This is a genomic window from Verrucomicrobium sp. BvORR106 (genome assembly GCF_000739655.1).
GTDB lineage: Bacteria > Verrucomicrobiota > Verrucomicrobiia > Verrucomicrobiales > Verrucomicrobiaceae > Verrucomicrobium.
Genome location: NZ_BATR01000159.1, coordinates 1 through 23,085 on the forward strand (window position 1 = coordinate 1; position 23,085 = coordinate 23,085).

Below are 23,085 nucleotides of genomic sequence, written 5' to 3' on the forward strand. Positions count from 1 at the left end.
GAAGCGATCCACGGGTGTAGTCCGACGGTCCCCGTCGGCTCAGTCGCCGCAAGGCCGCACGCCCAATTCACCTGCGCCCAGCCATTGCCCCCTTCAGCCTGCGCGTCTCTCGCCACGTACTGAAGCAGCTCGCGGAGGTCGCCGGTTGGTTCCGTCTTACTCTAGGAACGCGCGGACCAACGCGGGCGGATGCGGCGAGCGGTCAAAGACGCCACCGCATTTCTCATGCCTCACCTCCGCTGCCGGACCGACGGGGACCGTCGGACTACCCCTGAAGCGATGCACGGGTGTAGTTCGACGGTCCCCGTCGGCTCAGTCGCCGCAGGGTCGCACGCCCAATTCACCTGCAGTCGTCCATCGCACCCCGCAGCCGCTCCGCACTTCGAAACCACCCCGTCCCCAAGGAGGTGCGGCATGAAACCCAACTCCGCTTCCCCCACTTCCCCAGCCTCACCTGCGCCGACCACCTTCAAACGGCGGCTCCTGCTCGCAACCCTCGGCAGCTTGGCTCTCTTCGCCCTCGGCTGGTGGATTCTCCCCTGGGCGGTCCCGCTTCCAGAGGGACTCCTGAAACCCCAAAACGTGTCCCCCACCTTCCTGGCGGCGGATGGCACGCCTCTCCGACAAATGCTCACCGAGGACGGACAGCGTGTCGGCGCCCCCGTGCCCTTTGAGCGGATCCCTCCCGCGCTGCTGCACGCAACGCTCGCGGCGGAGGACAAGCGTTTCTTCAGCCACAGCGGGGTGGATCTCCTCGCCATCAGCCGGTCGGCGCGGGACAACTTCCGCCATGGCCAGGTGGTGTCGGGTGCGTCCACCATCACACAACAGCTTATCAAGATCTCCGCAGAGAAGCGCAAGCCCCGCAATCTGCTGACGAAGATCACCGAGGCCCTGCAGGCTCGCCGCCTGGAGATGTCCTGGAGCAAGGAGCAGATCCTGCCGGAATACCTGCACCGGGTGAGCTACGGCAACCTGCTCACCGGCTGCGGCGGCGCGGCCCAAGGTTATTTCAACAAACCCCTGCGCGACCTCACCCCGGCGGAGTGTGCGTTTCTGGCCTCCCTCCCCCAGGCACCGTCGCGGCTCAACCCTTTCAAGAACCTGAAGGCCCTCCGCAAACGCCAGCAGCATGTCTTGAAGAAGATGCAGGAGGCGGGCTGGCTCACGGGCGAGGCCTATGAACTGGCCATCGCAGAGCCGCTGAAGCTGCAACGCGGCACGGGTGGCTTCAGCGCTCCGCACGCCGTGGAGTTGCTGTTGCAACAACAGACCACCGCAGCCACGACCGGGAAGCTTCCGGACACCTTTCAAACAACCATCGCCCCCGATCTCCAGCGTCGGGTGGAGGCAATCCTCCAGCATCGCCTGAGCCTGCTGGAGGGCAAGCACGTCACCCAGGCCGCGGCCGTGGTGCTGGAGAATGCCACCGGCAGGGTGCTGGCGCTGGCGGGATCCCGCGACTTCTTCGGCACCGACAGCGGCCAAATCAACGGAGCCTGGGCCCCGCATTCACCGGGGTCGGCGCTCAAGCCCTTTACCTATCTCCTCGCCCTCGAGCGTGGATTCACCCCGGCCAGCATCATCCCGGATCTGCCGGTGGAGTACACCACGCCCACGGGACTCTATCGACCGGAGAACTATGACCGCAAGCTCAACGGCCCCGTGACGCTGCGCACCGCCCTGGGCAGCTCCCTGAACATCCCCGCCGTGAAAGTGCTGCAGCAACTGGGTGGGGAGACGCTGCTTCTCGAAACCCTGCAGAACGCCGGCATCACCACCCTGGACCAGGCGGCGGATCACTACGGACTGGGCCTGACGATCGGCAATGCGCCCGTGCGGCTGCTGGAGCTGGCCAATGCCTACGCCAGCATCGCCCGCATGGGGAAGACCCAGCCCTGGACGCTGCTCCAGCCGACCGCGCCCGCCTCATCAGCCACGGAAGCGCCCCCGCTCTTCCAACCCGCTTGTTGTTTCCTCATTGCGGACATCCTCTCTGACAACCAGGCGCGGGTGCTGACCTTCGGCCCCCACTCGGTGATCCGCATGCCCTTCCCCTGCGCGGTGAAGACGGGCACCAGCACCAACTACCGGGACAACTGGACGATGGGATTCACCCCGGAGTTCACCGTGGGAGTCTGGGTGGGGAACTTCGACAACACCCCGATGAACCAGGTTTCAGGAGTCACGGGGGCGGGCCCGGTCTTCCGGGAGATCTTCACCCACCTGCATGACACCCGGGGCACCTCCTGGTACACGCCGCCCGCAGACCTCGTCCGGGCCAAGGTGGATCCCCGCAACGGCCGTCGCGTCACCGCGCAGTCCCCGCTGGTGGGGATGAGCCGGGAGGAGTACTTCCTCCCCGGCACCCTGCCCCCGCCCGCTCTCGCGGCAGATTACCAGACAGAGACGGGCCGGGCCTACCTGCCCCTGGAATACTCCGCCTGGCTGGCGCGCAGTGATCACTGGCTCACCGGCATGGTCGCCCTGCGTCCCGCGGAGCCGCTCATGACGCCGCCCCGCATCACCACCCCGCTGGACGGCAGCGTGTTTTACCTCGATCCCGACCTGCGGGACCAAGGTCAGCGCCTGATGCTGGAGGCCTCTCCTGAGGGCCTCCAGTGGACCTCTCCCACGCTGGAGATCGCCCTGGATCAAGACCAGCCCTATGCCCGGCTCACCGTGGGTCACCATGAGCTGGTGGCCCGCCAGCCCGACAGCGGAGATCTGGCCCGCGTCCGCATCGAGGTGCGCCCGCCGCCCTCAGCGGCCCTCCGTCGGCCCGGCTCCCGCCCCATCCCGATTCCCGCCCAGCCAGGCGCGCCAGTGGGGCAGCAGCCACAGGGCGAAGACCAGCGTCCATAGGCTGCCCACGGAGCAGGCAATCCCCAGACTGGCCACCCCGCCGTTGCTGGCGAAGACGAGACTCATGAAGCCAATGATGGTCGTGACTCCACAGAAAAACACCGCCCTGCCCGTGGTGGCCCACACCTTGCTGATATCGTTGTGATCCCGTTTCATGGCGAGCAGCATGTGAATGCCGTAGTCGATCCCCAGTCCCAACAGCAGAGGCAGAGATGCCACATTCGCCAGGTTCCAAGACTGGCCCAGCAGGGCCATGGTGGCCGCCAGCGCGGCGATGCCCATGAAGAGCATGAGGAGACAGAGGGCAAAGTCCACCACGTTGCGAAAGGTGAGCGCCAGCATGATGGCGAGCACGAGGAGCAACGGCAGCATGAGCCGGGTGAGATCCTTCTTGATGCGGGCAGAGAGCGACGGTCCGAGCGTCTCCCACCCGGCCAGATGCACATCCTGCCCCACGAGGCGCTGGCTCAGCGCTTCCAGTTTGGCGAGATCCGGACTGCCGGGTTCCCCCGCGAAACTGACGGAGCCCAGCAGCACGGAACCGCCCTGGGGGGCACGAGGATTAAAGAAACGTCCCACCACGCCTGCCGCCACCGGCTCGCTGGGCAAGGGCTGCGCCTCCCCATTCCCCTGCCCGAGCTTTTCAAGAACAGCCAGCGTACGGTCGGAGAGCTGCAAGGCGTCTTCTGTGAATCCCGCCTCCAACACCGCGGCGTTCAGCCTTGCTTTTTGACTGGCCAGCTGCACCAAGCGCGGGCGGTTGGCTCCTTGAGCCGCCGCATCCGGAAGCAATGCCACGGGCAGGGAATGCTGGCGGATCAAACCTTCACGCCGGGCTTGATCGAGCACCTTCATGCCCGGAGACATGCGCTCACGCGCGCTCTGCCAGTCAGGCGAGGTGGCGATGAGCGGTACCGTGGCCTGGTCCGGCTTGCCCAGTGCCTGCTGCAAGCGCTCCCATCCCGCCATGGACTGGCTGTGCGCGGGGCGCAGCACGGCCGAGCTGGACTGGAAACCCGGGAATCCGCGTACCACAAAGATGCCCACCATGATGAGCAGCACCCCCGCGGTGGCCAGCAGACCGGTACGGGGGGAGACCGTGGACTGGCGCTCAGGCAGCACGGTGGGGCGCACCTTTCCGCGAACCACCAGCTCCGGCATGATGAGCACCATGACGGCGAAGCCCGCCATCACCCCCAGGGCGACCATCAGCCCCATGTCCGCCAGACCCGGCAGACCGCTGAAGAGTAACGCCAGAAACACCGTGGCCGTGGTGCAGGCCCCGCCGAAGATAGGTGGCAGCGCACTGCGGCGCAGTTCCGCGGCCGAGAGATGCGGGTGATCCATGCCCTCCTGCAGGATGAAGACCGCATAGTCCACCGCGATGCCCAGCAGGATGGAGGCAAACCCGAGGCTCATAATAGACAGCTCCCCCAGTGCCCAGCCGCCCAGAGCCAGGCTGAACAGCACCACCAGCGCCAGCAATACCTGAATCCAGAGCAGCATCTTCCACCGGCGGAACATGAACCAGAAGAGGGCGGCGATCAGCACTGTGGCCAGCCCGATGGTGCCGCTCAGATCCCGCTCAATGCCGGACCCGGTCTCTGCCATGAAGGAGGGCTCCCCGGTGTAGAGAAATTGCAGGCGGTGGCGGGCGTCGTCTCCCGCGTTCTGCCACTTGAGAATCTCCTCCTGCAGCTCCGCCATCCAGGCACTGGCCCGCTTGTACCCGGTGAGCTTCTCCTTCGGAGCCACCAGCAGCAGCCGTACCGTGCCATCGGCAGAGGCGGTGCTGAACCCCGCATCGTCCATGGAGGTCAGCCCTCCCAGATCCACGGCATCGAGGAGACCCAGGGGATCATAGGACCAGCGCTGCACCTCGGCCGGATCCGGGGAGCTCGCCAGCTTTTCCAACACCCGCTCCAGATGGGCGGCCAGCTTGTCCGGCCCGAGCTGGCTTTCCAGTCGGGCAATCCGGTCCGGCGGGACGTTCTGGAGCGCCCAGGCCAGCAGCGCGGCGGCGGTGTCCGGATTTTCCAAGGTACCGGCCCACTCCACGCTCCGCACGAGGTGGCTGGCCCCGCGGAGGTGCTCCCCCAGCGCGGCCACGCTGGCCGCAGCGGTCTCCGTATCCGGGGCCACCAGGCCGACGAGCAACTCGTCCCCACCAGAGAAACCGTCCCGCAGGATGCGCAATCCCCTGGCCTCCGGCAGGTCCGCCGGCAGGGTCCCCAGAATGTCCGTGTCCAGGCGCAGCCGCTTGACCCCAAAGACGGTCAGCACCGCCACCAGAATCATCAGCCCCAGTCGCATCCAAAATCGCATGGCGGGAGAATAAACACCCCGGTCCATACGTCCATGAGTGACTGTGCAAGAGTTTGACTTTTCATCCTAAAAAAGCGTTAATCCCCATGATGTCCCCTGATGTGCTCGCAGGCCCCCATGTCCCTCATTTTGAAGTTCATTTTGACGCCAAGACCAGCGCCCTGAGCCACCTTCCAGGCACCTGTCGGCTGGATCTGCCCATCCCAGGATTGCACGGCCATTTCGAAGAAAAGTGGCTCACCGCCGGAGCCACCGCCCGCCAGGAGGGGCCATTCTATTTTCTTGAGTCCAGCGATCACCTGCATGGGGCCGTGGTGGTGAATGTGGAGGGCCGCCTGGAGGAGCCCATTCACGCCGCCTACTCCCAGCTTCTGGAGCTCTGCACCGCCCGCGGGTTCTACCTCCACCGGATCTGGAATTATGTGCCGCACATCAATGAGAGCGACCACGGTCTGGAGCGGTACCGCCAGTTCAACCTGGGCCGGTGGATGGCCTTCGAGCAGCGCTTTGGTCGGGATCTGCGGGCCTACATGCCAGCCGCATCCGGCGTGGGCATCGGGGGCAGCCAGTTCATTCTCACGTTCATCGCGGGCAAGACCCACCCGGTCTATCTGGAGAATCCCTCCCAAGTCCCTGCCTACCACTACCCCTCTGACTACGGCCCCAAGCCGCCCAGCTTTGCCCGGGCCGTGCTGGTGACCGAGGGCGGGACCACCACGGGATACCTCAGCGGAACGGCCAGCATTGAGGGGCACCGCACCGTGGGTGAGGGCGACTGGCACACCCAGTTCCGCACCACCATGCACAACATCGAAATCATGTTCGATCGTATGGACATGATGGAGGCCCTGCGTGGCCCTGAGGCCGCCGCGAAGGCCGGGATCGTGCGCCGGGATTTCAAGTGCTATCTGCGTCACGCCGAGGCGCTTCCGCTGATCAAAGACTGGCTCACTGAGGAGCTGGGGCTGGCGAGCCACCAGGCCACCTTCCTGCAGGCAGACATCTGCCGTCAGGAACTGGACCTCGAAATCGAGGCGGTCGTGGAAAAACGAACGTCTGGTTCCCACTGAATGGGCTTGCCGCCATCATGGTAATCATTATGCTGGATAAGGAGTAATTCCGTACAAATCAGCACCCGCGCGTCTCCTTTGCCTGTCCGCCTATTCTCCTCACTCTCTATCCTCCCCTCACGGGCCGTCTCAGCCGCCCTTCTGGCGGTATTGTTATTTGCTTCCCAGCATTCCTCTGCCGCGCAAGACACATCCCCCGAGCGGGATCTGCGGTCCATGAAGCTGCAACTGCGCCAGGATCTGGTCGGCGCCATTCTGCCGGAGAAGCGCACCCAGCGCGATGAGCTGATCGCTCTGGAAAAGAAGCTGGCGTTCGCCCAGGACTTTGCCGGGGCCATTCGCGCCCGGGATGAGCGCTTCAAGCTGGAGAAGGAAATCGCGGCCCTGGAGAAAGAGCTTCCCGCCCTGAAGGCCCAAGCCCTGAGTCTGCTGGCCAAGAGCCTGCCGGAAAAGATCGAGTTCAAGCTCAGCGATGCCGTGCTGAATGGCCTGACGCTGGATGCCCAGGGCACCACCCTGAGCGGCTTCAGCAAGCCGGGAGCCACCGCCACCTGGAAGCTCCCCGATCTGCCGCCCGGCGGCTACGAGGTGCTGCTACGCTACACCGCAGACGATGGCGAGGTGATCCTGCAGGAGTCCTTCTACTCCCTGACCGCGACCTGCCGCCCGCCCCTGAAGCAGGCAGAGGAGAAGTCTCTGGGCACCCTGCGCGTCCGCGATGGCAGCAGCAGTCTCACCTTGAAAGCAAAAGCGCCTGAGAAAAGCTCCTCTCTGCGCGTTTATGGTCTGGTACTCATGCCGGCTGCCCGTTAATCCCTTTCCCATTTCTCAAGCCGGTGAAAACGCGTCTTGCTCTGCTGTTGTTGCCGCACCTGACTTTTGTCAGCCTTTCCCCTGCTCAAGCGCCAGCGACCGCGGCCCCCACGCCGCCCACCGCCGTCATTCCCGGAGAGCCCGTGGAGCTGAGCCAGCTGCGCCAGCAGTACGCGCTGCGCGCTCTCTCCTCCTCCAAGACCCTGGCGGAGCAATATGCCGTGGCTCTGGGCAATCTGGCCCGTGAGGTGGGCGCGGAGGGCGACTATGAGCAGGCTCTCACCGCACAGCGTCTGCGCCAGGAGCTGGCCGACCTCTACGCGAAGTCGCTGGATGATCCCACGCTTTCCAATGTGGTGGTACTCAAGGCCGCCGATGCCCGCCCCAGTGGCACCGTTTCCTATGACCGCACCGCCGGTGACCTGACCAACTGGAAGACCGTGGGCAGCATCGCCGTCTGGGATGTGCAGAAGATCGTCCCGGGGAAGTACAATGTGGTGGTGACCTACTCCGTCGCCCCCATGGGTGATCAGCCCACCCGCATGAGCATCTACATGGTCAGTGAGGACCCCATCACGGGTGGCGAGTTTGAATTCTACGAGGACTCCAGCCTGGCAGGTGCGAGCATGAACCGCCGAACCGGCCAGGTGAAGGATACGGGAGGCTGGGACAAGCCCGCCTACCTCCAGCTCGCCCCCATCACGCTCAACCGCACCTCCGCCCGGTTCGCGGTAAAAATTACCCGCACCAACGGTTCCGGCGGGGTCATGCGCCTGAAGGAAGTGCGCCTCACCCCGGTAAAGGAGGGTGACACGCCCCCACCCGCCCCGGCTGACCCGGCGGATGGCAGCGCGCCACCGGCCCCTGCCGTGGATGAAGTGACCAAAATCAACGAGAGCCGCGTGGCCCGCATCCAGCTGGCCATCAAGCCCTACGTGGATGCCTACGTCGAGAAGGTGAACAAGATGTCCGAGCAGGCCCACGCCCGCAATGACGAGGAAACCGTGGCCGATCTCCAGGGGGAGACTCGCGCGGTGCAGCGCCTGCTGGAGCGGCCAGATCGCATCAGCGCCGTGAGCAATGCCGCACCGCCCACCACCAGCTTGCGCGGACAAGGGTTCAAGGAATGGGAAGGTGCCACCTACATCTCCAGCGTGAACAACACGGGCGATGAGTTTCTCGTCAGCTACCAGGGCGAGTCCGTGCCCGTCCGCCTTCTGTGGGTGACCTGCCCGCCCCTCTCCGTCCACGGCGGGGCCCAGGTCAAGATGTGCAGCGACTACTTTGGCCTGGAGCCAGATGACGTCTACCTCCTGGGCAAGCAGGCCCAGGTCTTTACCGATGCCTTCCTCCAGGGCCGTCCGCTCAAGATCCTGACCCGCGGCACCAAAGATCCAGACGGTCACCTGCTGGTGGCCGTACAGCTTGAGGGCGTGGGCGACTTCGCAGGCGTCCTGGTGGACAACGGCCTCGCCTGTGTGAACACGCCCACCGCCCGGGCCAAGAATCCCCGCCGCTTCGAGGAAATGACGCTCTCCAACCTCAAGGAACGCGAGAAACTGGCCCGGCAGCGCCCCATCCCGCCAGGTGCCTGGGCGGTCTCACCCGACCAGGAAAAGACTGCGCTTCCCGCGAACGCGAATACGAGTACGAACACGACCGCGAATTGAATTGCTCAGCGAACCTCGTGATGCGCCCCCTGCCCTCCATTTCCCAGCCCTCCCTCCTCCCTGGCTTGTGCCGTGCGGCAGCGTTGGTTGTTTCCTTGTCCTCGTCTGGTTTGGCACTGCACGCGCAGAGCCCTGCACCCGCGCCAGTGAGCGCCCCGGCCGCGGCCCCCGCTGCCGCAGCGGCCGTTCCTGCGGCAGCCGCATCACCCGGCCTTCAGTCCCGGCTGGACACGCTGGATGCCACTTACAAATCCAACCTGCGCCGCCTGCACGCCCCAGTGCTGCAGGATTACATGCGCCAGCTGGAGCTGCTCCGCCAGCAGCTCACCGCCCGCGCCCGCCTTTCCGACGCCAAAACCGTCGAGAAGGAGATCGAGCAGGTGAAGCAGTTGATCGCCAACGGTGGAGCCATGCCCTACACCGCGCTCCATCCCGCTCCTCCTCCCGTGGTCGGGGGCACCCCGATGGTGGCAGCGCCAGGATCGCCTCCTCCACCTCCTGGTCCCCCTGGAACCGGTCCTGGCCCCGGTCCAGGCAAACGCCCCGGGTTCGTGTTGCACGCCAACATGGCCAAGGTACAGGGAGTCCCCGCAGACCCCTCCGCCAAGACCTTGTCTCTCGGCGTGGCCGAATGGACCGTACCCAGCCTGCCCGCTGGCACCTATGATCTGAACATCGTCTTCTCCGCCGCCAAGCTGGACAGCGACGTGGAGATTCGCGCCTTCTTCGATGGCAACGACCTCACCGCCACCCTCAGCGCCGATCGCGCCACCGGTTCCGATCAAACGTTTCGCATCTTCCGCATCGGCCACATCACCCTCACCCAGGACGTGACCAATGAACTGCTGCAAATGCGCAGCAACCTGCCCCTGGGCCAGATGCTGGTGAAGAACGTGATCTTCGCCGAGCCGAGGAAGGCCAAGGAGAGGGAATAAGGGAGTCGAGGAAGGGGCAAGGGTTAAGGGAAGAGGGATAAGGGGGCAGCGCTCCAGCGTAGTCCGATGGTCCCCATCGGCTCAGAGAGCCGTAGGAACGCGCAATCAACCGCCAGAGCACCCGAAAACCGCCCAGCACCTCCGCCTAATCTCCCACGCGCCACCCCTCCGCTCCCGCACCCGGACGGCACGTCCGGACTACTCCCGAAGACACGCTCCAGCGTAGTCCGACGGTCCCCGTCGGCTCAGTCGCCGAAGGAACGCGCAATCAACCACCAGAGCACCCGAAAACCGCCCAGCACCTCCGCCGTATTCCACGCACCACCCCTCCGCTTCCCACCCGGACGACACGTCCGAACTACTCCCATACACACGCTCCAGCGTAGTCCGACGGTCCCCGTCGGCTCAGTACGCCGAAGGAACGCGTGAACAACCACCAACCCACTCCCTCACCCGCCCAGCACCCCCACCGTATTCCACGCACCACCCCTCTGCTCCCATAGCCGGACGGCACGTCCGGACTACTCCCGAAGACACGCTCCAGCGTAGTCCGACGGTCCCCGTCGGCTCAGTCGCCAAAGGAACGCGCGAACAACCACCAACCCACTCCCCACCGCCCATCACCCCCACTGAATCACTGAATTACCGAACTACCGAACTCCCTCCTCCGCCGCCACCCCACCACGCCCGCCGCCACCAACAACAACATCATCCGCCCCGGCTCGGGCACGGCCGTCACGGCAATCGTCCCATCCACATACAGCTTGCTCGTATCCCATGACAATCCGCCCCCCAGGGCTGGTAGAGACAGCACACTGAACTCCCCGGTGCGGGAGCTTAGCCCGCTCCAGTCAAAGAGTTTCCAGGAATCGTTGGCGGTCCATTCCATCATCTGGTTGGGATTCCCCAACACGAGCGTCGCCCCGTTCTCGATCACCAGCGAGCCGTTCACCACCATGACGTCCGACGCCGTTGTCACACCATCGTTATTTCCCAATCCCACACCGGTGAACAGATCCAGCGCCAGGCTGCTGCCGGTCTTGAAGGTGAGCACCCCGCTGCCGCTGGTGGCGATCTCCAACCGGCTGGCTTGAGCCACTGCGAGCGTCGTATTTCCCACGGAGACGGACCCGCTCACCTGCACATGATTTCCTGCAGCGGGAGCCACGCGCCCTGTACCCGCCAGGGTTCCACCTGCCGCCACCGTGACCACGCCCGTGCCGGTCGCAGAGCCGGAGCCCGTGCCGACCGCCGCCGTATTGAGCGCCTGCAAAATCCCCGCAGTCACAGCCGTCCCCCCGCTGTAGGTATTGCTGCCAGTGATGCCCCAGGTCCCGACACCGGTCTTCTCAATCTGAGTCTTGATCGTGCCGTCGACATCGCTGATGCCAACGATCCGGTTGTCACCCGTATTGGTGCCGGCCAGCCGGAGCTTGCGGGCGTTCGTGTTGGTCCCCGCCGCGGTAAAGAGCGAGGTGAACTGCAACGTGCCAGTGCCCGTGTTCTCAATGATGCCCACTGCAGCGGCAATGGCCGACTGGGTGCCGTTGTTGTTGATCTGCACAGAACGGTTGGTCACGGAGTTCGTGGAGCCCACGTAGCGCAGGGTCGACTCCACCGTGAGGCCCGATCCACTCGAAAGACCGGCCAGATAGATGATCGAGTTGCTGGCATCTCCACCGAAATCCCCCGTCCCGAGCGAGCTGGTCTGCCCGGTGTTCGCCAGTGTCTCCACCTCTACGATCCCGCGCTGAATGGTGGTCCTGCCTGCATAGGTGTTGTTTGCCCCGAGCTGGAGCAGCGCCGCGTTGGCAGACACCTCGACACCGATGTTGTTTTCATAAATGCCGGTGCCGCCGATGGTGCCGCGCCGGAAGTCACTGACCAGGGCGTCAAAGTCGATGACAATCTTGGAAACAAACGTGCCACCGCCGACCACAGCGTTCGCCGTGCCGTAGCCTTCCGTGCGCAGCCAGTCGCCCTGCAGGGTGAGGCTGGCCGTGTTATTCCCCACCTTGAGCTTGCCGCTGGCGGCCCCGCCGCCAATCGTGAACTGCGTGCCGCTGTTGATGCTCCCGGACTTCAACCACAACGTGCCCTCCACCACCGACACGGTCCCGGTGAAGGTGTGCACCGCCGTCTCCAGCACCACGGTGCCCGCACCGGCCTTCGTCAGCGTCGTCTGGCTGGCAGCGGTGGCGTTGTTGGCAATGACAGAGCTGATGACAAGATCCCCCTGGGTGTTGTTCTGGATGACCACGAGATCTGCGAGGTCAAAGCTGGTGCCGGTGGAGGCACTGCGGAGGATGCCGCCGTCGATGTAGGTCGTATTCGCCCCCACGCCCTCCCCCACGAGGATGCCGCCGGTGGTCAGGATCACCCCGGTGCCCATACCAAGGTAGCTGCTCTGCGCTGCATTAAACCGCAGGCTGGTGATGTCCGTGGAGTCACTGAGCTGGATCACGCCCGCCCCCAGCACCACATCGGCATTTCCGGCCAGGGTGCTGGCCGTGCCCGCGGTGTAGCCGCCTGCAATGCTGGAGAGCCCCACAATGCGCCGCCGGTCACCCGACTTGGCCGTGGTGGCCGCCCAGTCGCTCTTCCCCCAGGTGAAGGAGACGATGCCGTCGTGGCTGATGATGGCGTTGTCCACGCCTCCGGTGGTGGTGAGATTGATGGGGCCGCCCGTGCCAGTGGTATCAGGCGCGTCCGTCACCGCGTCGATCTGCAGGATGCTGGCCGAGTTGGCGCGGGCGAGGTTTCCTAGATCCACCGTGACGCCCGCCCCGCCGTTTTGCACGAGCTTCAGGTTCGACATGCCAATGCCGATGGAGAAGTTCCCAAAGTACTGGGACGTGCTGACTCCGCCGCCCGTCTTGCCTGTGAGCCGGAGCGTGCCGCCCGCGAGCCGGAGCGCCCCTGGGGATGACAGTCCGTTGTAGAGCAGGTTCGTGGGCGTGGCCAGGCCGGTGTAGTCCAGATGCATCTCGCCCGCATTCACCGTCGTGGCTCCGTCATAAGTGTTCACCGCCTTCAAGGTGAGGGTCCCCGTGCCGTCCTTCGTGACGGTAAAGGCTCCGGTATTCTGCCGGGCAATCGCATCCAACACCACGATGTTTCCCGCCCCGCCAAAGGTGAGCGACCGGTTGCTGCCGCTGTTGTCCTTGATGATGGCATTGCCCGAGGCGACATCCAGGGTGAGCGTGCCGCTCAGGGATTCAATGCGCGAGGTGTTGTCCACCGTGATGGGCCCCGTGAGAGTGTTGTCCCCGCTGCCATTCCGGATGCCGCCTGTGGAGTTGAATCCCGTGCTGCCCAGCACGATGGGCTCTGCGGCGAACGTCACGCCGCCCGTCAGCTCCAGGGTAGTACCGGTATTGATGTCGGTAAGCCCGAACGTTCCGGCGCTGTTGCCCAGGGCGTTGGCGTGCCCCACGCGCACCACACCGCCGTTGATCGTGATTGCGCTGGTGAAGTTGTTGTCTCCGTTCAGCGTGAGCATGCCATTCCCGGTCTTGGTCACGGTACCGGTGCCGATGTTCATGCGCCCATCCACCACGATGTTGGACCGCCCGCCGAACGTCACGGCAAATGTGCCCGTGATGGCGTTGGTGGCAGGGGTGGCGGCCAGAAGCCGCAACGTGCCGGCGTCTGAAACGATGCTCACGGGAGTAAGAATGGTCACCGCGCCCGCGATGGTGTTGTCTCCACCGACATTTCGCAAGGCACCCTCCACACCCACTGAGGTGCCGATCCCAGAGAGCGTGACGGCGCGGTTAAAGGTAATACCACCAGACAGCCGCAGGGAGGCCCCATCCTGCACAGAGATGAGCCCGGAGGTGCCCAGGGCGGCCCCGTTGCGAATCTCCAACGCCCCACTGGCGATGGTGGTGCCCCCGGTGTAGCTGCCCGTGCCCGTGAGCACGGTGGTGGATCCGCTTGCGCCATTGATGAGCACATTGACCGCGCCGCCCCCGGCATTGTTCGTGATGCCGGAGTGAATGGTAAGCAGGGAGGTGGAGGAGTTGTTGGTTAGATAGAGCTGCCCAGTGCCTGCCGAGGAACCACCCGCAGAGAGGAAGCTGCTCACCCCCTGTTCACCGATCGTGAGGTTCCGCGCATCCGAGGCAATCTGCACGCCGCCCACAGCCGCGAGGCGCAAGGTATTGCCACTGCCGATGGCGACGGTGCGATTCCTCGCGGTATCCGTCATGGATACGGTGGCGAGATAGCTCACCGCAGCCTCCGGCGTGACGACTCCCGTGGAGGTACTGCCGATCGTGAGATGCGTGGCCACATTGCTGGCCTGGGCCACACCCGTGACATGGGTGGTGCTGCCGGTGAAGCCGGTGATGACACCGGCGGAGACCTGAGCCCAGGTGGCATAGCCTGCCCCGCTCTTGTAAGTGGCCCAGGGTCCTAGGAAACCATCCGGCGTGGTGGTGGTGATGCTGCCCTGCACCGGGCCGGTGAAAGAGATCATGCCCGCGCCAGTGCGGGTGATGGTGCCGAGCTGGAGCGTCATGCTGCCTCCCGCGCCCGAGTTCACCTGGATGTCCCCTTTCAACCCGGTGACAGACACATTGCCAAAGCGCTGCACGTTGTCCGTCCCCGCCTTGCCATTGAGAATAAGCAGCGAGCTGCCAATGGCGCTCGCCACGGGAGATCCGGCGAACTCCAGCCCGCCGGCCGTGGCCACGCCATTGTAGAGAATGTCCTGCACCGGTGCGCCCGTCGCGGCAAAGTCGAGAATGGTGATGCCGCCGGTGTAGCCTGCCATGTTGCGCCCCAGCACGGTCTTGCCACCGTAGGTATTGGCGGCCGTGAGCGTGAGCGTGCCGTCGTTTTTGGTGAGGGAGAAACGGTGAAACGCATAGCCGCCGCCTCCGTCGGTGATGGCCGAGTTGATGAGGATGCCGGTATTGGACGAGTGGGTGAGGATGCCCATGTCACCCGTCATGGTGATGCCGCCGGACAGGGTGACATTGGTACCCAGGATGCGGATGGCGGCATAGGCGAGGGTATAGCCCGCAGCCGTGATCGCCTGGGTGAAAGTCGCATTGGTCGGCCCCAAGGTGAGAGTGCCGTTGTTCTGGACCACGATGGAGCTCACGTTGCCAATGGTGGCCTGGGACGTGACGCCCAGATAGATGTAGCTGCCGATGGTGAGCGTGCCCGTGAGATTGGGGTTGGACGCCATGTTCAGGTTCAGAAACTGCGTGACCGTGCCGCTGCCCGCGGTCTTGCGGATGGTGAGGTTGCTTCCTTGAATCGCGATATTCCCACCCAGAGCGGCAAACTGGGAGCCGCCGGAGGAGTAGTCCGCCATCTCGATGTAGCCGCCATCACCAAAGTTCAGCACCGTGTTCGCAGCCGCTCCGTTGAGGAGGTACTGGGTTCCCGACACCGGTGTAGTCGTGCCCAGTGGCAGAAAGACCAGCCCTTTCAGGTTCATGTTGCCGGAGACGGTGACCACGCTGGGGTTCACCGGCGTGGTGCTGCCGAACTGCGCCACCTCCAGGCCGCTGTTCGTCCAGGTGACGTTGTTTCCAGAAACGGAGTCGATCCAGTTCGCCACCGTGGTGTTCCACGTGCCGCTGCCGTTCTGCACCCCCGTTGATCCGGGAGTGAGATCCCACGTCAGAGTCTGCGCCGGAAGCCGAGCGGCCAGCAGGCCGAGGCCCATGGCAAGAAGCGCAGCGTGTCGAACCAGGCTACGGGAGAAGGCGCAGGGCAGATGTGGGCGGGGGTGTTTCATGGGATGGGCGCTGCTTCGCCCCCCGCCACCGACGGCACACCGCACGACTGGCTCACACCTTCACCTGGTCACGGGGGAACGGAGACGTCCCGTCAGCACCGCGTGTGCCGCGCCGCCCGCCACACCGGCATATGGTCACATTTGTACCGGAACCCGTCAGGACCCACGCGCCTGATCTGATCACATTTTCACCAGTCCGGAGGAGATTCCACCCGGTTCAATGAAACCTCGTGAACACAATGAATGTACGAGGCCCCAGGCGGTGCCAGAAGCCGTCTGCTGACGCCCCACCTGGGTGGAGCGGCCTGTTTTACCTCGCCGTCCCCAGCTAAAACATGAGACGGCCCAGCAGAACAGCCATGCCCATGCCCACCGTATCGGCGCACAATCCGGCTGCCAGGGCGTGCCGGCTGCGGCGGATGCTCACGCTGCCGAAGTACACCGCCAGCACGTAGAACGTGGTCTCGGTGGACCCGTACAGGATGGCCGCCGTGTACCGCAGAGTGTCGGTGGAGGAAGGGTGCAGAATGATCTCGTTCAGGATGCCGGAGGATCCGGAGCCGCTGAGCGGTCGCATGATGGCCAGCGGCAGCAGTTCCACCGGCATGCCGATGAAGTCCAGCAGCGGGCGCACCGCCGTCTGCAAAAGCAGCAGCGCCCCCGACTCCCGGAAGCAGGTGAGCGCGGCAAACATGACCACGAGGAAGGGCATGATGCGCAACGCCACGCCGAAGCCCTCCTTGGCCCCTTCCACCATCTCCTCGTACACGGCCACGCCTTTGAAGAGGCCCCAGACCACGGCTACGAGCAGGACGATGGGGATGGCCAGCACGGAGACGGACTTGAGCGCCTTCCGCCACTCGGAGGTGTCCGCAGGTGCCGTGGCTTTTGCCGTCACGGCGGAGGCTTCCGCAGGGTTCGCGGCCGCCGCAGCCGCAGCTTCGGCCTTGAGCACTTCCTGCCGTTGTTTGGCCTCAGCCGCCCTTTGCTCGGCGGCAGAGATCACCGCCTCCATGCCCGTGGCGCGCAAGACGGAGGCGCGGAAGTCCTTGGAGAACTCCATGGCCCCGCCCAGGGCAAAGAGGGCGCAGACGATGGAGAGCAGGATGGCCCGCATGGGAGAAAGGCGGAAGGGCTTGGCCGCAGGAGCGGCGTCCGTGGTGCTGGTCGCCGCGTCAGACTTGCCCGCGCCATCGCTGGCAGCATCAGCCGTCACTTCATCCGGCAGCACGCGGAAGGAGGGCAGACGCTGCAGGAACTTCGCCATGAGCACGGCCGTGATGGAGGCACACGCGGTGGCGATGAGGGTGGGAGCAATGACGGCGTACGGATCCTTCACCCCGCCGGAGCTGAGGTAGATGATCGCCCCCATGGGGATGAGCGTGAAGCCGGCCGTATTCAGCGCCAGGAACATGCACATGGCATTCGTCGCGCTCTGTTTCTGCGGGTTGAGCTCCTGCAGGTAGCCCATCGCCTTCAGCCCCAGCGGGGTCGCGGCATTGCCCAGCCCCAGCATGTTGGCAGCGATGTTCATGGTGATCGCCCCCATGGCAGGGTGCGTGGGCGGCACGTCAGGGAAGATGCGGCGCAGGATGGGCGAGAGCAGCTTCGCTACCACCTCCATGAGGCCCGCCTTCTCCATCACCCGCAGGATGCCCAGCCACAGCATCATCGTGCCCGCCAGCGGCAGGGCGATGCCCAGCACCGCGTCCTTGCTCCGCTCCAGCAGCGCTGCCACCAGCACGTCCAGTTTCCCAAAAAGCGCGCCTGCCACCAGGCCCGTGAGCAGCAGAAAAGACCAGACGTAGTTCAGCATGGGGCCGCACTCAAGGCAGATCAGGCCCGGAAGCAACCGGGGATGCGGGGGAAACTGCAAATGCCAAACGCAAAAATCCAAAATCCAAAAATCAATCTCCAAACTCCCCCTCGATTCCCGCGCCCCGCCAACTAAGCACCAAGAACGAAGCACCAAGAACTCCTCCCATCCGTATCCAACCCTGACCAGCACAGTTTTTGCCCGTTTTCCGCGCAAACTGATATTGGTGTTTGCTGTTTTGTTCGATGTCGTTTCTCATGGGGCCCCGCCGGGGAAAATCCGTTGTTTCCCGGCCCGAAGCCCGCACGTAAAACGCTAGCTATACTCCCCCTTCCTCTATTCCCCGCATGGTAGTCGCCTCCAAAGAACTCCGCCACCCCATCAAGGTTGTGTGCCACCGCACCGGCCTGACGGCCCACGCCATCCGGGTGTGGGAGCGGAGGTACGGCCTGATCTGCTGCAAACGAACGGACTCCAACCGGCGCCTGTACTCGGACGAGGAAATCGAGCGCCTGCGCCTCCTGAAGGAGCTGACGGATTGCGGCCACCGCATCAGCCAGATCTCCTGCCTCTGCCTGGATGAGCTCTACGGCCTCTACAAGAAAGAGGTCATCCCCGCCCCGGCTGCCGCGCCGCTTCCGCAGGACCTTTCTCACGACTCTGCCGAACAGTGCCTGCAGCGCTGCAAGGAAGCCGTGCAGGTGCTGGACACGGCCGTGATCAGCGACCTGCTGGAAGAAGCCCGCCTCCGCTACGGCCAGCGCACCGTCTTGCTCCGCATCATCGCCCCCCTGGTGAATGAGGTCGGCGAGGCCTGGCGACGCGGCGAAATGCGCGTCTCCCACGAGCACCTCGCCACCAGCGTGGTGCGGGATTTCCTCGCACTGGGTGCGCGGAATTACCAGCTCCGGCCCAATGCCCCGGAACTCCTCGTCACCACCCCCATCGGCCAGATCCACGAGGTGGGCGCCCTCCTGGCCACCGCCGCCGCCCGGGACCTGGGCTGGCGCGTCACCTATCTGGGCCCGTCCCTCCCGGCCGAGGAAATCGCCGCCTGTGTGGAGATCCGCAAGGCCCGCGCCGTCGCCCTCAGCATGGTGTACCCCTCGGACGACCCCAACGTCCCCAATGAGCTCACCAAGCTCCGCGGCATGATGCCCGCCCACACCGCCCTCCTCATCGGAGGCCGTGCCGCCTACGGCTACTACCAGGCCCTCCGCGTCCCCGACGTCCGCCTCGTGAACTGCCTCGCCGACATCGAGTCCGCCCTCGAGGAAATCAGCGTCCGCGGCTGCGAATAGGCCCCTGGGGCTCTCGCCGCAGGCCCCACTTTTCACTTTTTACTAACTACTTTTTACTTCAGTGAACCGCCTCCTCTTCGTCTGCATGGGCAATATCTGCCGCTCGCCCGCCGCTGAAGGCGTCATGAAGCACCAGCTCGCCGAGGCAGGCCTGCTGGGCAAGGTCGAGGTGGACTCCGCTGGCACGATCAATCTCCACGCGGGCAATCCTCCGGACTCCCGCATGACCGCCGCCGCCGCGAACCGGGGCATCAAGCTCGTCCACCGCGCCCGTCAGGTCACCGCCCAGGACCTCGCCGACTTCGATCTCATCCTCGTGATGGACAAGGAAAACCTGCGCGACGTCCGCCAGCTAGATCGCACGGACCAGTACGACTCCAAGATCAAGCTCTTCTGCGACTACACCAGCCACCACAGCCAGATCGAGGTCCCCGATCCCTACTACGGCGGCCCTGCTGGCTTCGAACTCGTCCTCGACCTCCTGGAAGACGGCTGCGCCAATCTGGTAAGACAGGTGCAAGGCCAGGGATAAGGGAAGAGGGTCAAGGGAGAAGGGCTTAGCCAGAATTCAAAACGGCAGCTACCTAGCGCCACCAACAACCGGAATCTCGGAACCCTAATTCCGTAAATTCTGTTAATTCTTTCCAAGAATCCTTATCCCTCTTCCCTTACCCCTTTTCCCTCTCTCCGTTAATCTGATAGAAATCTTGTTAATCCTGTCTAAAAGAGGTCTCACTCTATCACGTGACCTCTTCCCTGACAGAGCGCGTCCGCACCGCTATCACCACCGCCACGGGCTCACCCCTCGGCGCCTGTGAGATTCGCCCCGTTCCCGGCGGGGACATTCACCAGAGTTATGTCCTCGTGGCCCTCACGCCCTACTTCGTGAAGGTCAACACCGCCGACCAAGTCGGCCTGTTCGAAGCCGAGGCCCAGGCCCTGCAGACGCTGGCCGCCACCGGCACCCTCCGCGTCCCCAAGCCCATCGTGTGGGAGGCGTGGGAGGATTCCAGCTTCCTGGTGCTGGAGTACATCGCCCTCCAGAAAGGCGCCTCCCATCAATTCCGCCGCATGGGCGAGCAACTCGCCGCCCTTCATCGGGTCACCTCACCTCAGGGTAAATTCGGTTGGGATCGCGCCAACTATATCGGCACCACGCCGCAGCCCAATGCGTGGACCGATTCCTGGATCGACTTTTGGCGGGATCAACGCCTCGGCTTCCAGCTCCGTCTCGCCCGGCAGAAAGGCCTCCCCCTCCCTGGTGCCGACCGCCTTCTGGAGAATCTGCCCGCCTTCTTTACGGGCACCACCGTGGTCCCCTCCCTCCTCCACGGCGACCTCTGGGGCGGCAACGCCGCCTTCGACGAACACGGCCTCCCTGTCATCTTCGACCCCGCCAGCTACTACGGCGACCGCGAGTGCGACCTCGCCTTCACCGAACTCTTCGGCGGCTTCACCCCCTCCTTCTACGAAGGCTACGACGCCACTTGGCCCCGCCAGCCCGGCTGGGAACACCGCCGCGACCTCTACAACCTCTACCACATCCTGAACCACTTTAACCTCTTCGGGCGCACCTACGCCCCTCAGGCCGAGGCTCTTCTAGACAGGGTGAACCGGAGCATCCAGGGATAAGGGAAGAGGGTCAAGGGAGTAGGTTTAGACAGAATTAACACAATTAACAGAGCAGTCGTCACAGCGCCGCCAACAACTGGAAATCCGAAATCCTAATTCCGTAAATTCTGTCTAAAAAGACTTATCCCTCTTCCCTTACCCCTTGCCCCTCTTCCTCCTCCCTGACGCCATCCACGCGCAGAGACACCTTCACTCCGTGCTTCTGGGCGGCCACGTTCACCAGGGAGCGGATGGCACTGATCGTGAACCCGTTCTTCCCGATCACCCGGCGCACGTCGTCCGGCGCGAGTTGAATCCGATACGAGATCGCCCCGGCACTGGTCGTCCCCACGGCGATGCTCGCCTGCTTGGGGTGCTCGATCAGGTTCGCCACCACATACATGAGGAACTCGCGAAGGGCTTCAGGGGCGTCCATGGGGTAAGAGAGAGTGAAAAGTGGTAAGTAAAAAGTGAAAAGTGAAGTTTCGCCCCAACGTCCACCTCAAACCCCAAACCCCAGCCTCACCTCCAGCTGATCATTGAAGTTTGAATTTTGAACTTTGAGATTTGAATCCCCCTCTGCGCCTCTGTGGTTAAACCAAAGCCCTCCTCCCCTCCTATCGACCTCAAATCAGGACGCAAAAAATCCGCCGCGAGCTGGACGAACCAGCGCGGCGGACAAAAAAGAGGAGCTCTGCGAAAAGCGCTTAGGCCTTGGCAGGCGTAGCAGCTTTCTTCAGGATGCTGCGCACGGTTTCCGTGGGCTGGGCACCTTTGGCGATCCAGGCGTTGGCCTTCTCCACGTCCACTTCAGCGTTGTCCTTGCCCTTGAGCGGGTCATACGTACCAAGGATTTCAAGGAAGCGGCCATCACGACGGAACCGCTGATCAGCGGCCACAATGCGGTAAAACGGGCGGTTTTTCGTGCCTTCGCGGCGGAGTCGGATGACAACCATGGTAATCGTTACAGAATACGTGAATGTGAATGAGTGGGCGTGGAGCATGCCAGTACGCGGGTAAAAATCAAGCAGGAATTTGCTTTTCATGTTCCCGACCTGCGCTAGACTCCGCCCTGCCCCTGCCGCAGTGTTCGCACCGCGAGTCTGGGAAGCACCAATTGGAGGGATGGCTGAGTGGTTTAAGGCGGCGGTCTTGAAAACCGTTGAAGCGTAAGTTTCCGGGGGTTCGAATCCCTCTCCCTCCGCCAGGGTGGCCGAAAATGAGGCACCTCCTCCCGCGAGATTATCGCTAACCCTTGCGGACGCGACCAGGCTTCCGACAGCCAATCCGAGCCTCCTCGACAATCGCCTTCTCATGCTCAATGTGACGGCAGGACAAAGTGAAGGAACCATCCAACCCAGAAGCGCCGGGGCCCGAAAGGCCTTAAGATCCCAGCCCACGGGCGAAGGCCACGAAGTGGACGCAGACCCTGGGTTCAAGCAGCCCCCTGCATTTGCGGCCTGAAGGGTCGCGAGAATGGTACGCCTACAGCTGTCGGTCATCTAACGACGGTTGCATGAGCCAGCAGCATTCAACCAAGAAGAATCGGGCCTGAAAGGCCCAGAGATCCCAGCCCAGGGGCGAAGGCCACAAAGTGGACGCAGACCCTGGGTACAAGCAGCCCCCTGGTTTTGCGGCCTGAAGGGTCGCGAGAATGGTACGCGTGCAGCTGACGGTCTTTTGACACGTGGCCCGTCTAACTGCCAGGCAACGCAATTCGTATGGGGCCGACATCGTCCCATGCGGTTTCGGACCTGAAAGGCCCAAAGAGCCCAGCCCAAGGGCGAAGGCCACGAAGTGGACGCAGACCCAGGGTTCAGGCACCCCCTGGATTTGCGGCCTGAAGAGATCAAGGCAACTTCGCCCATTTGGGTGATCACAACGAGAATCACCACCGAGACGAGGCTGAGTCGAAGCTCTTCCTCGAAGAGGATGCAGCTACAAGCCCCACGTTGGCGAGCTTCCAGCGAACCTACGTGGGGTACGGGCGTCTTCAGAATCTCTACTCCGAAGGAGTTGCGGCGGTCTGGAAGTTATTTCGCGTCAAGGTTCCTGGGAAGTTGCTAGAAACACTTACCGCCACTCTCTCTTCCTTGAACCCTTTGCATGAGCACGACAGCACGGTATTTTGCCTCAAGTAACAGGTGGACGCATTGATACCAAGCCAGCATGAGCGACGACGACTCCCCCAAGAAGAAGAAGCAAATCCGGAACTCCACCGCAGAGTTCCTGATTTTTTCCGCGCAGACCGGTGGCGATGACCTCGAGGTCCGCTACGAGGATGAGACAATCTGGCTGACGCAGAAGCTCATGGCGCACCTTTTTGGCGTGGATGTCCGCACTGTCAGCGAGCACTTGGCGAACATCTATGACCAAGCAGAGCTACAGCGAGAGGCAACTATCCGGAATTTCCGGATAGTTCAAACCGAGGGTGCCCGTGAGGTCGCCCGCCAGGTAGACCACTACAACCTCGATGCCATCATCTCCGTTGGCTACCGGGTGAATTCCGTCAGGGCAACCCAGTTCCGCCAATGGGCCACCAGTGTGCTGCGGGACTTTGCCATCAAGGGGTATGTTCTGGACCGCAAACGGATGGAGAACGGCTCGTTTCTGGGCGAGTACTACTTCGAGCGTCTCTTGGAGGAGATCCGCGAGATCCGCCTCAGCGAGCGCCGCTTTTACCAGAAGATCACGGACATCTATGCCACTGCCGTGGACTACAACAAGGACGCCCCCACCACGCGCGATTTCTTCGCCATGGTGCAGAGCTGGGCAGGAACGCAATTACTTACTTCGAACTGTCCGAAGAACGCGCCCAGCGCCGCATCTTCATGACGATGGAAGACTGGCTTGGAGAGCGACGTCTCTGGCGGCCTGAACACCGTCAAATCTATGAGTGAGTTGCCATTGGTGACCCTTAC

At 63.7% G+C, this 23,085-nt stretch carries 13 protein-coding genes, 1 tRNA gene and 1 pseudogene; 10 read left to right on the forward strand and 5 right to left on the reverse strand.

Going from position 1 to position 23,085, the window contains the following annotated elements:
* Positions 1–414 precede the first annotated feature (414 nt).
* Positions 415–2,865, forward strand: coding sequence for a penicillin-binding protein 1C (pbpC, locus tag BV106_RS27695; protein WP_051946416.1), 2,451 nt, complete (start codon positions 415–417; stop codon positions 2,863–2,865).
* Here pbpC and BV106_RS27700 read toward each other — a convergent pair.
* Entirely contained in the window at positions 2,764–5,190 is a 2,427-nt protein-coding gene (locus BV106_RS27700; RefSeq protein WP_265596137.1) for an MMPL family transporter, read from the reverse strand. The two genes, pbpC and BV106_RS27700, sit on opposite strands and share 102 nt — an antisense overlap.
* Positions 5,191–5,276: 86 nt before the next feature.
* Between BV106_RS27700 and BV106_RS27705 the strand changes: the two genes are divergently transcribed.
* From BV106_RS27705 to BV106_RS27720, 4 genes are all read left to right on the forward strand, one after another.
* Positions 5,277–6,260: a hypothetical protein gene (locus BV106_RS27705; protein WP_051946417.1), complete on the forward strand. Its 984-nt coding sequence runs from the start codon at positions 5,277–5,279 to the stop codon at positions 6,258–6,260.
* A 216-nt stretch (positions 6,261–6,476) separates the two neighbouring features.
* The gene (locus tag BV106_RS27710) at positions 6,477–7,073 is read left to right on the forward strand and encodes a hypothetical protein (protein ID WP_038170211.1); all 597 of its coding nucleotides are present in this window, start codon (positions 6,477–6,479) and stop codon (positions 7,071–7,073) included.
* A 23-nt stretch (positions 7,074–7,096) separates the two neighbouring features.
* Complete coding sequence (locus BV106_RS27715; RefSeq protein ID WP_038170217.1) at positions 7,097–8,743, forward strand: hypothetical protein; 1,647 nt, start codon at positions 7,097–7,099, stop codon at positions 8,741–8,743.
* 17 nt (positions 8,744–8,760) lie between these two features.
* The gene (locus tag BV106_RS27720) at positions 8,761–9,678 is read left to right on the forward strand and encodes a hypothetical protein (protein WP_265596138.1); all 918 of its coding nucleotides are present in this window, start codon (positions 8,761–8,763) and stop codon (positions 9,676–9,678) included.
* Positions 9,679–10,312: 634 nt separating this feature from the next.
* On the opposite strand, the gene BV106_RS27725 is transcribed toward BV106_RS27720, so the two are convergent.
* Together BV106_RS27725 and BV106_RS36875 are read right to left on the reverse strand one after the other, a co-directional pair.
* Positions 10,313–15,436, reverse strand: coding sequence for an autotransporter-associated beta strand repeat-containing protein (locus BV106_RS27725; RefSeq protein WP_265596139.1), 5,124 nt, complete (start codon positions 15,434–15,436; stop codon positions 10,313–10,315).
* 328 nt (positions 15,437–15,764) lie between these two features.
* Positions 15,765–17,252 carry a nucleoside recognition domain-containing protein gene (locus tag BV106_RS36875; protein ID WP_038170243.1) on the reverse strand — a complete coding sequence of 496 codons (1,488 nt, stop codon included), beginning with the start codon at positions 17,250–17,252 and terminating at the stop codon, positions 15,765–15,767.
* 347 nt (positions 17,253–17,599) lie between these two features.
* Between BV106_RS36875 and BV106_RS27735 the strand changes: the two genes are divergently transcribed.
* The 3 genes from BV106_RS27735 (at position 17,600) to BV106_RS27745 (ending at position 20,185) form a co-directional block, all read left to right on the forward strand.
* Positions 17,600–18,553 (forward strand): MerR family transcriptional regulator, encoded by a 954-nt coding sequence (locus tag BV106_RS27735; RefSeq protein ID WP_051946418.1) that lies wholly within the window; start codon positions 17,600–17,602, stop codon positions 18,551–18,553.
* Positions 18,554–18,614: 61 nt separating this feature from the next.
* Positions 18,615–19,085, forward strand: coding sequence for a low molecular weight protein-tyrosine-phosphatase (locus BV106_RS27740; protein ID WP_081892343.1), 471 nt, complete (start codon positions 18,615–18,617; stop codon positions 19,083–19,085).
* Between the two features lie 212 nt (positions 19,086–19,297).
* On the forward strand, positions 19,298–20,185 hold the full coding sequence (locus tag BV106_RS27745; RefSeq protein WP_051946419.1) for a fructosamine kinase family protein: 888 nt from the start codon (positions 19,298–19,300) through the stop codon (positions 20,183–20,185).
* A 121-nt stretch (positions 20,186–20,306) separates the two neighbouring features.
* On the opposite strand, the gene BV106_RS27750 is transcribed toward BV106_RS27745, so the two are convergent.
* Both BV106_RS27750 and rpsP read right to left on the reverse strand, forming a co-directional pair.
* Positions 20,307–20,600, reverse strand: coding sequence for a KH domain-containing protein (locus BV106_RS27750; protein ID WP_051946420.1), 294 nt, complete (start codon positions 20,598–20,600; stop codon positions 20,307–20,309).
* A 271-nt stretch (positions 20,601–20,871) separates the two neighbouring features.
* Positions 20,872–21,120 carry a 30S ribosomal protein S16 gene (gene rpsP, locus BV106_RS27755; protein ID WP_038170221.1) on the reverse strand — a complete coding sequence of 83 codons (249 nt, stop codon included), beginning with the start codon at positions 21,118–21,120 and terminating at the stop codon, positions 20,872–20,874.
* A gap of 163 nt (positions 21,121–21,283) precedes the next feature.
* Between rpsP and BV106_RS27760 the strand changes: the two genes are divergently transcribed.
* Both BV106_RS27760 and rhuM read left to right on the forward strand, forming a co-directional pair.
* Positions 21,284–21,371: transfer RNA gene (locus tag BV106_RS27760), tRNA-Ser, on the forward strand.
* Positions 21,372–22,333: 962 nt separating this feature from the next.
* Positions 22,334–23,013 (forward strand): annotated as a pseudogene (rhuM, locus tag BV106_RS27770) (RhuM family protein); the annotation flags it as partial.
* Positions 23,014–23,085: the final 72 nt, after the last annotated feature.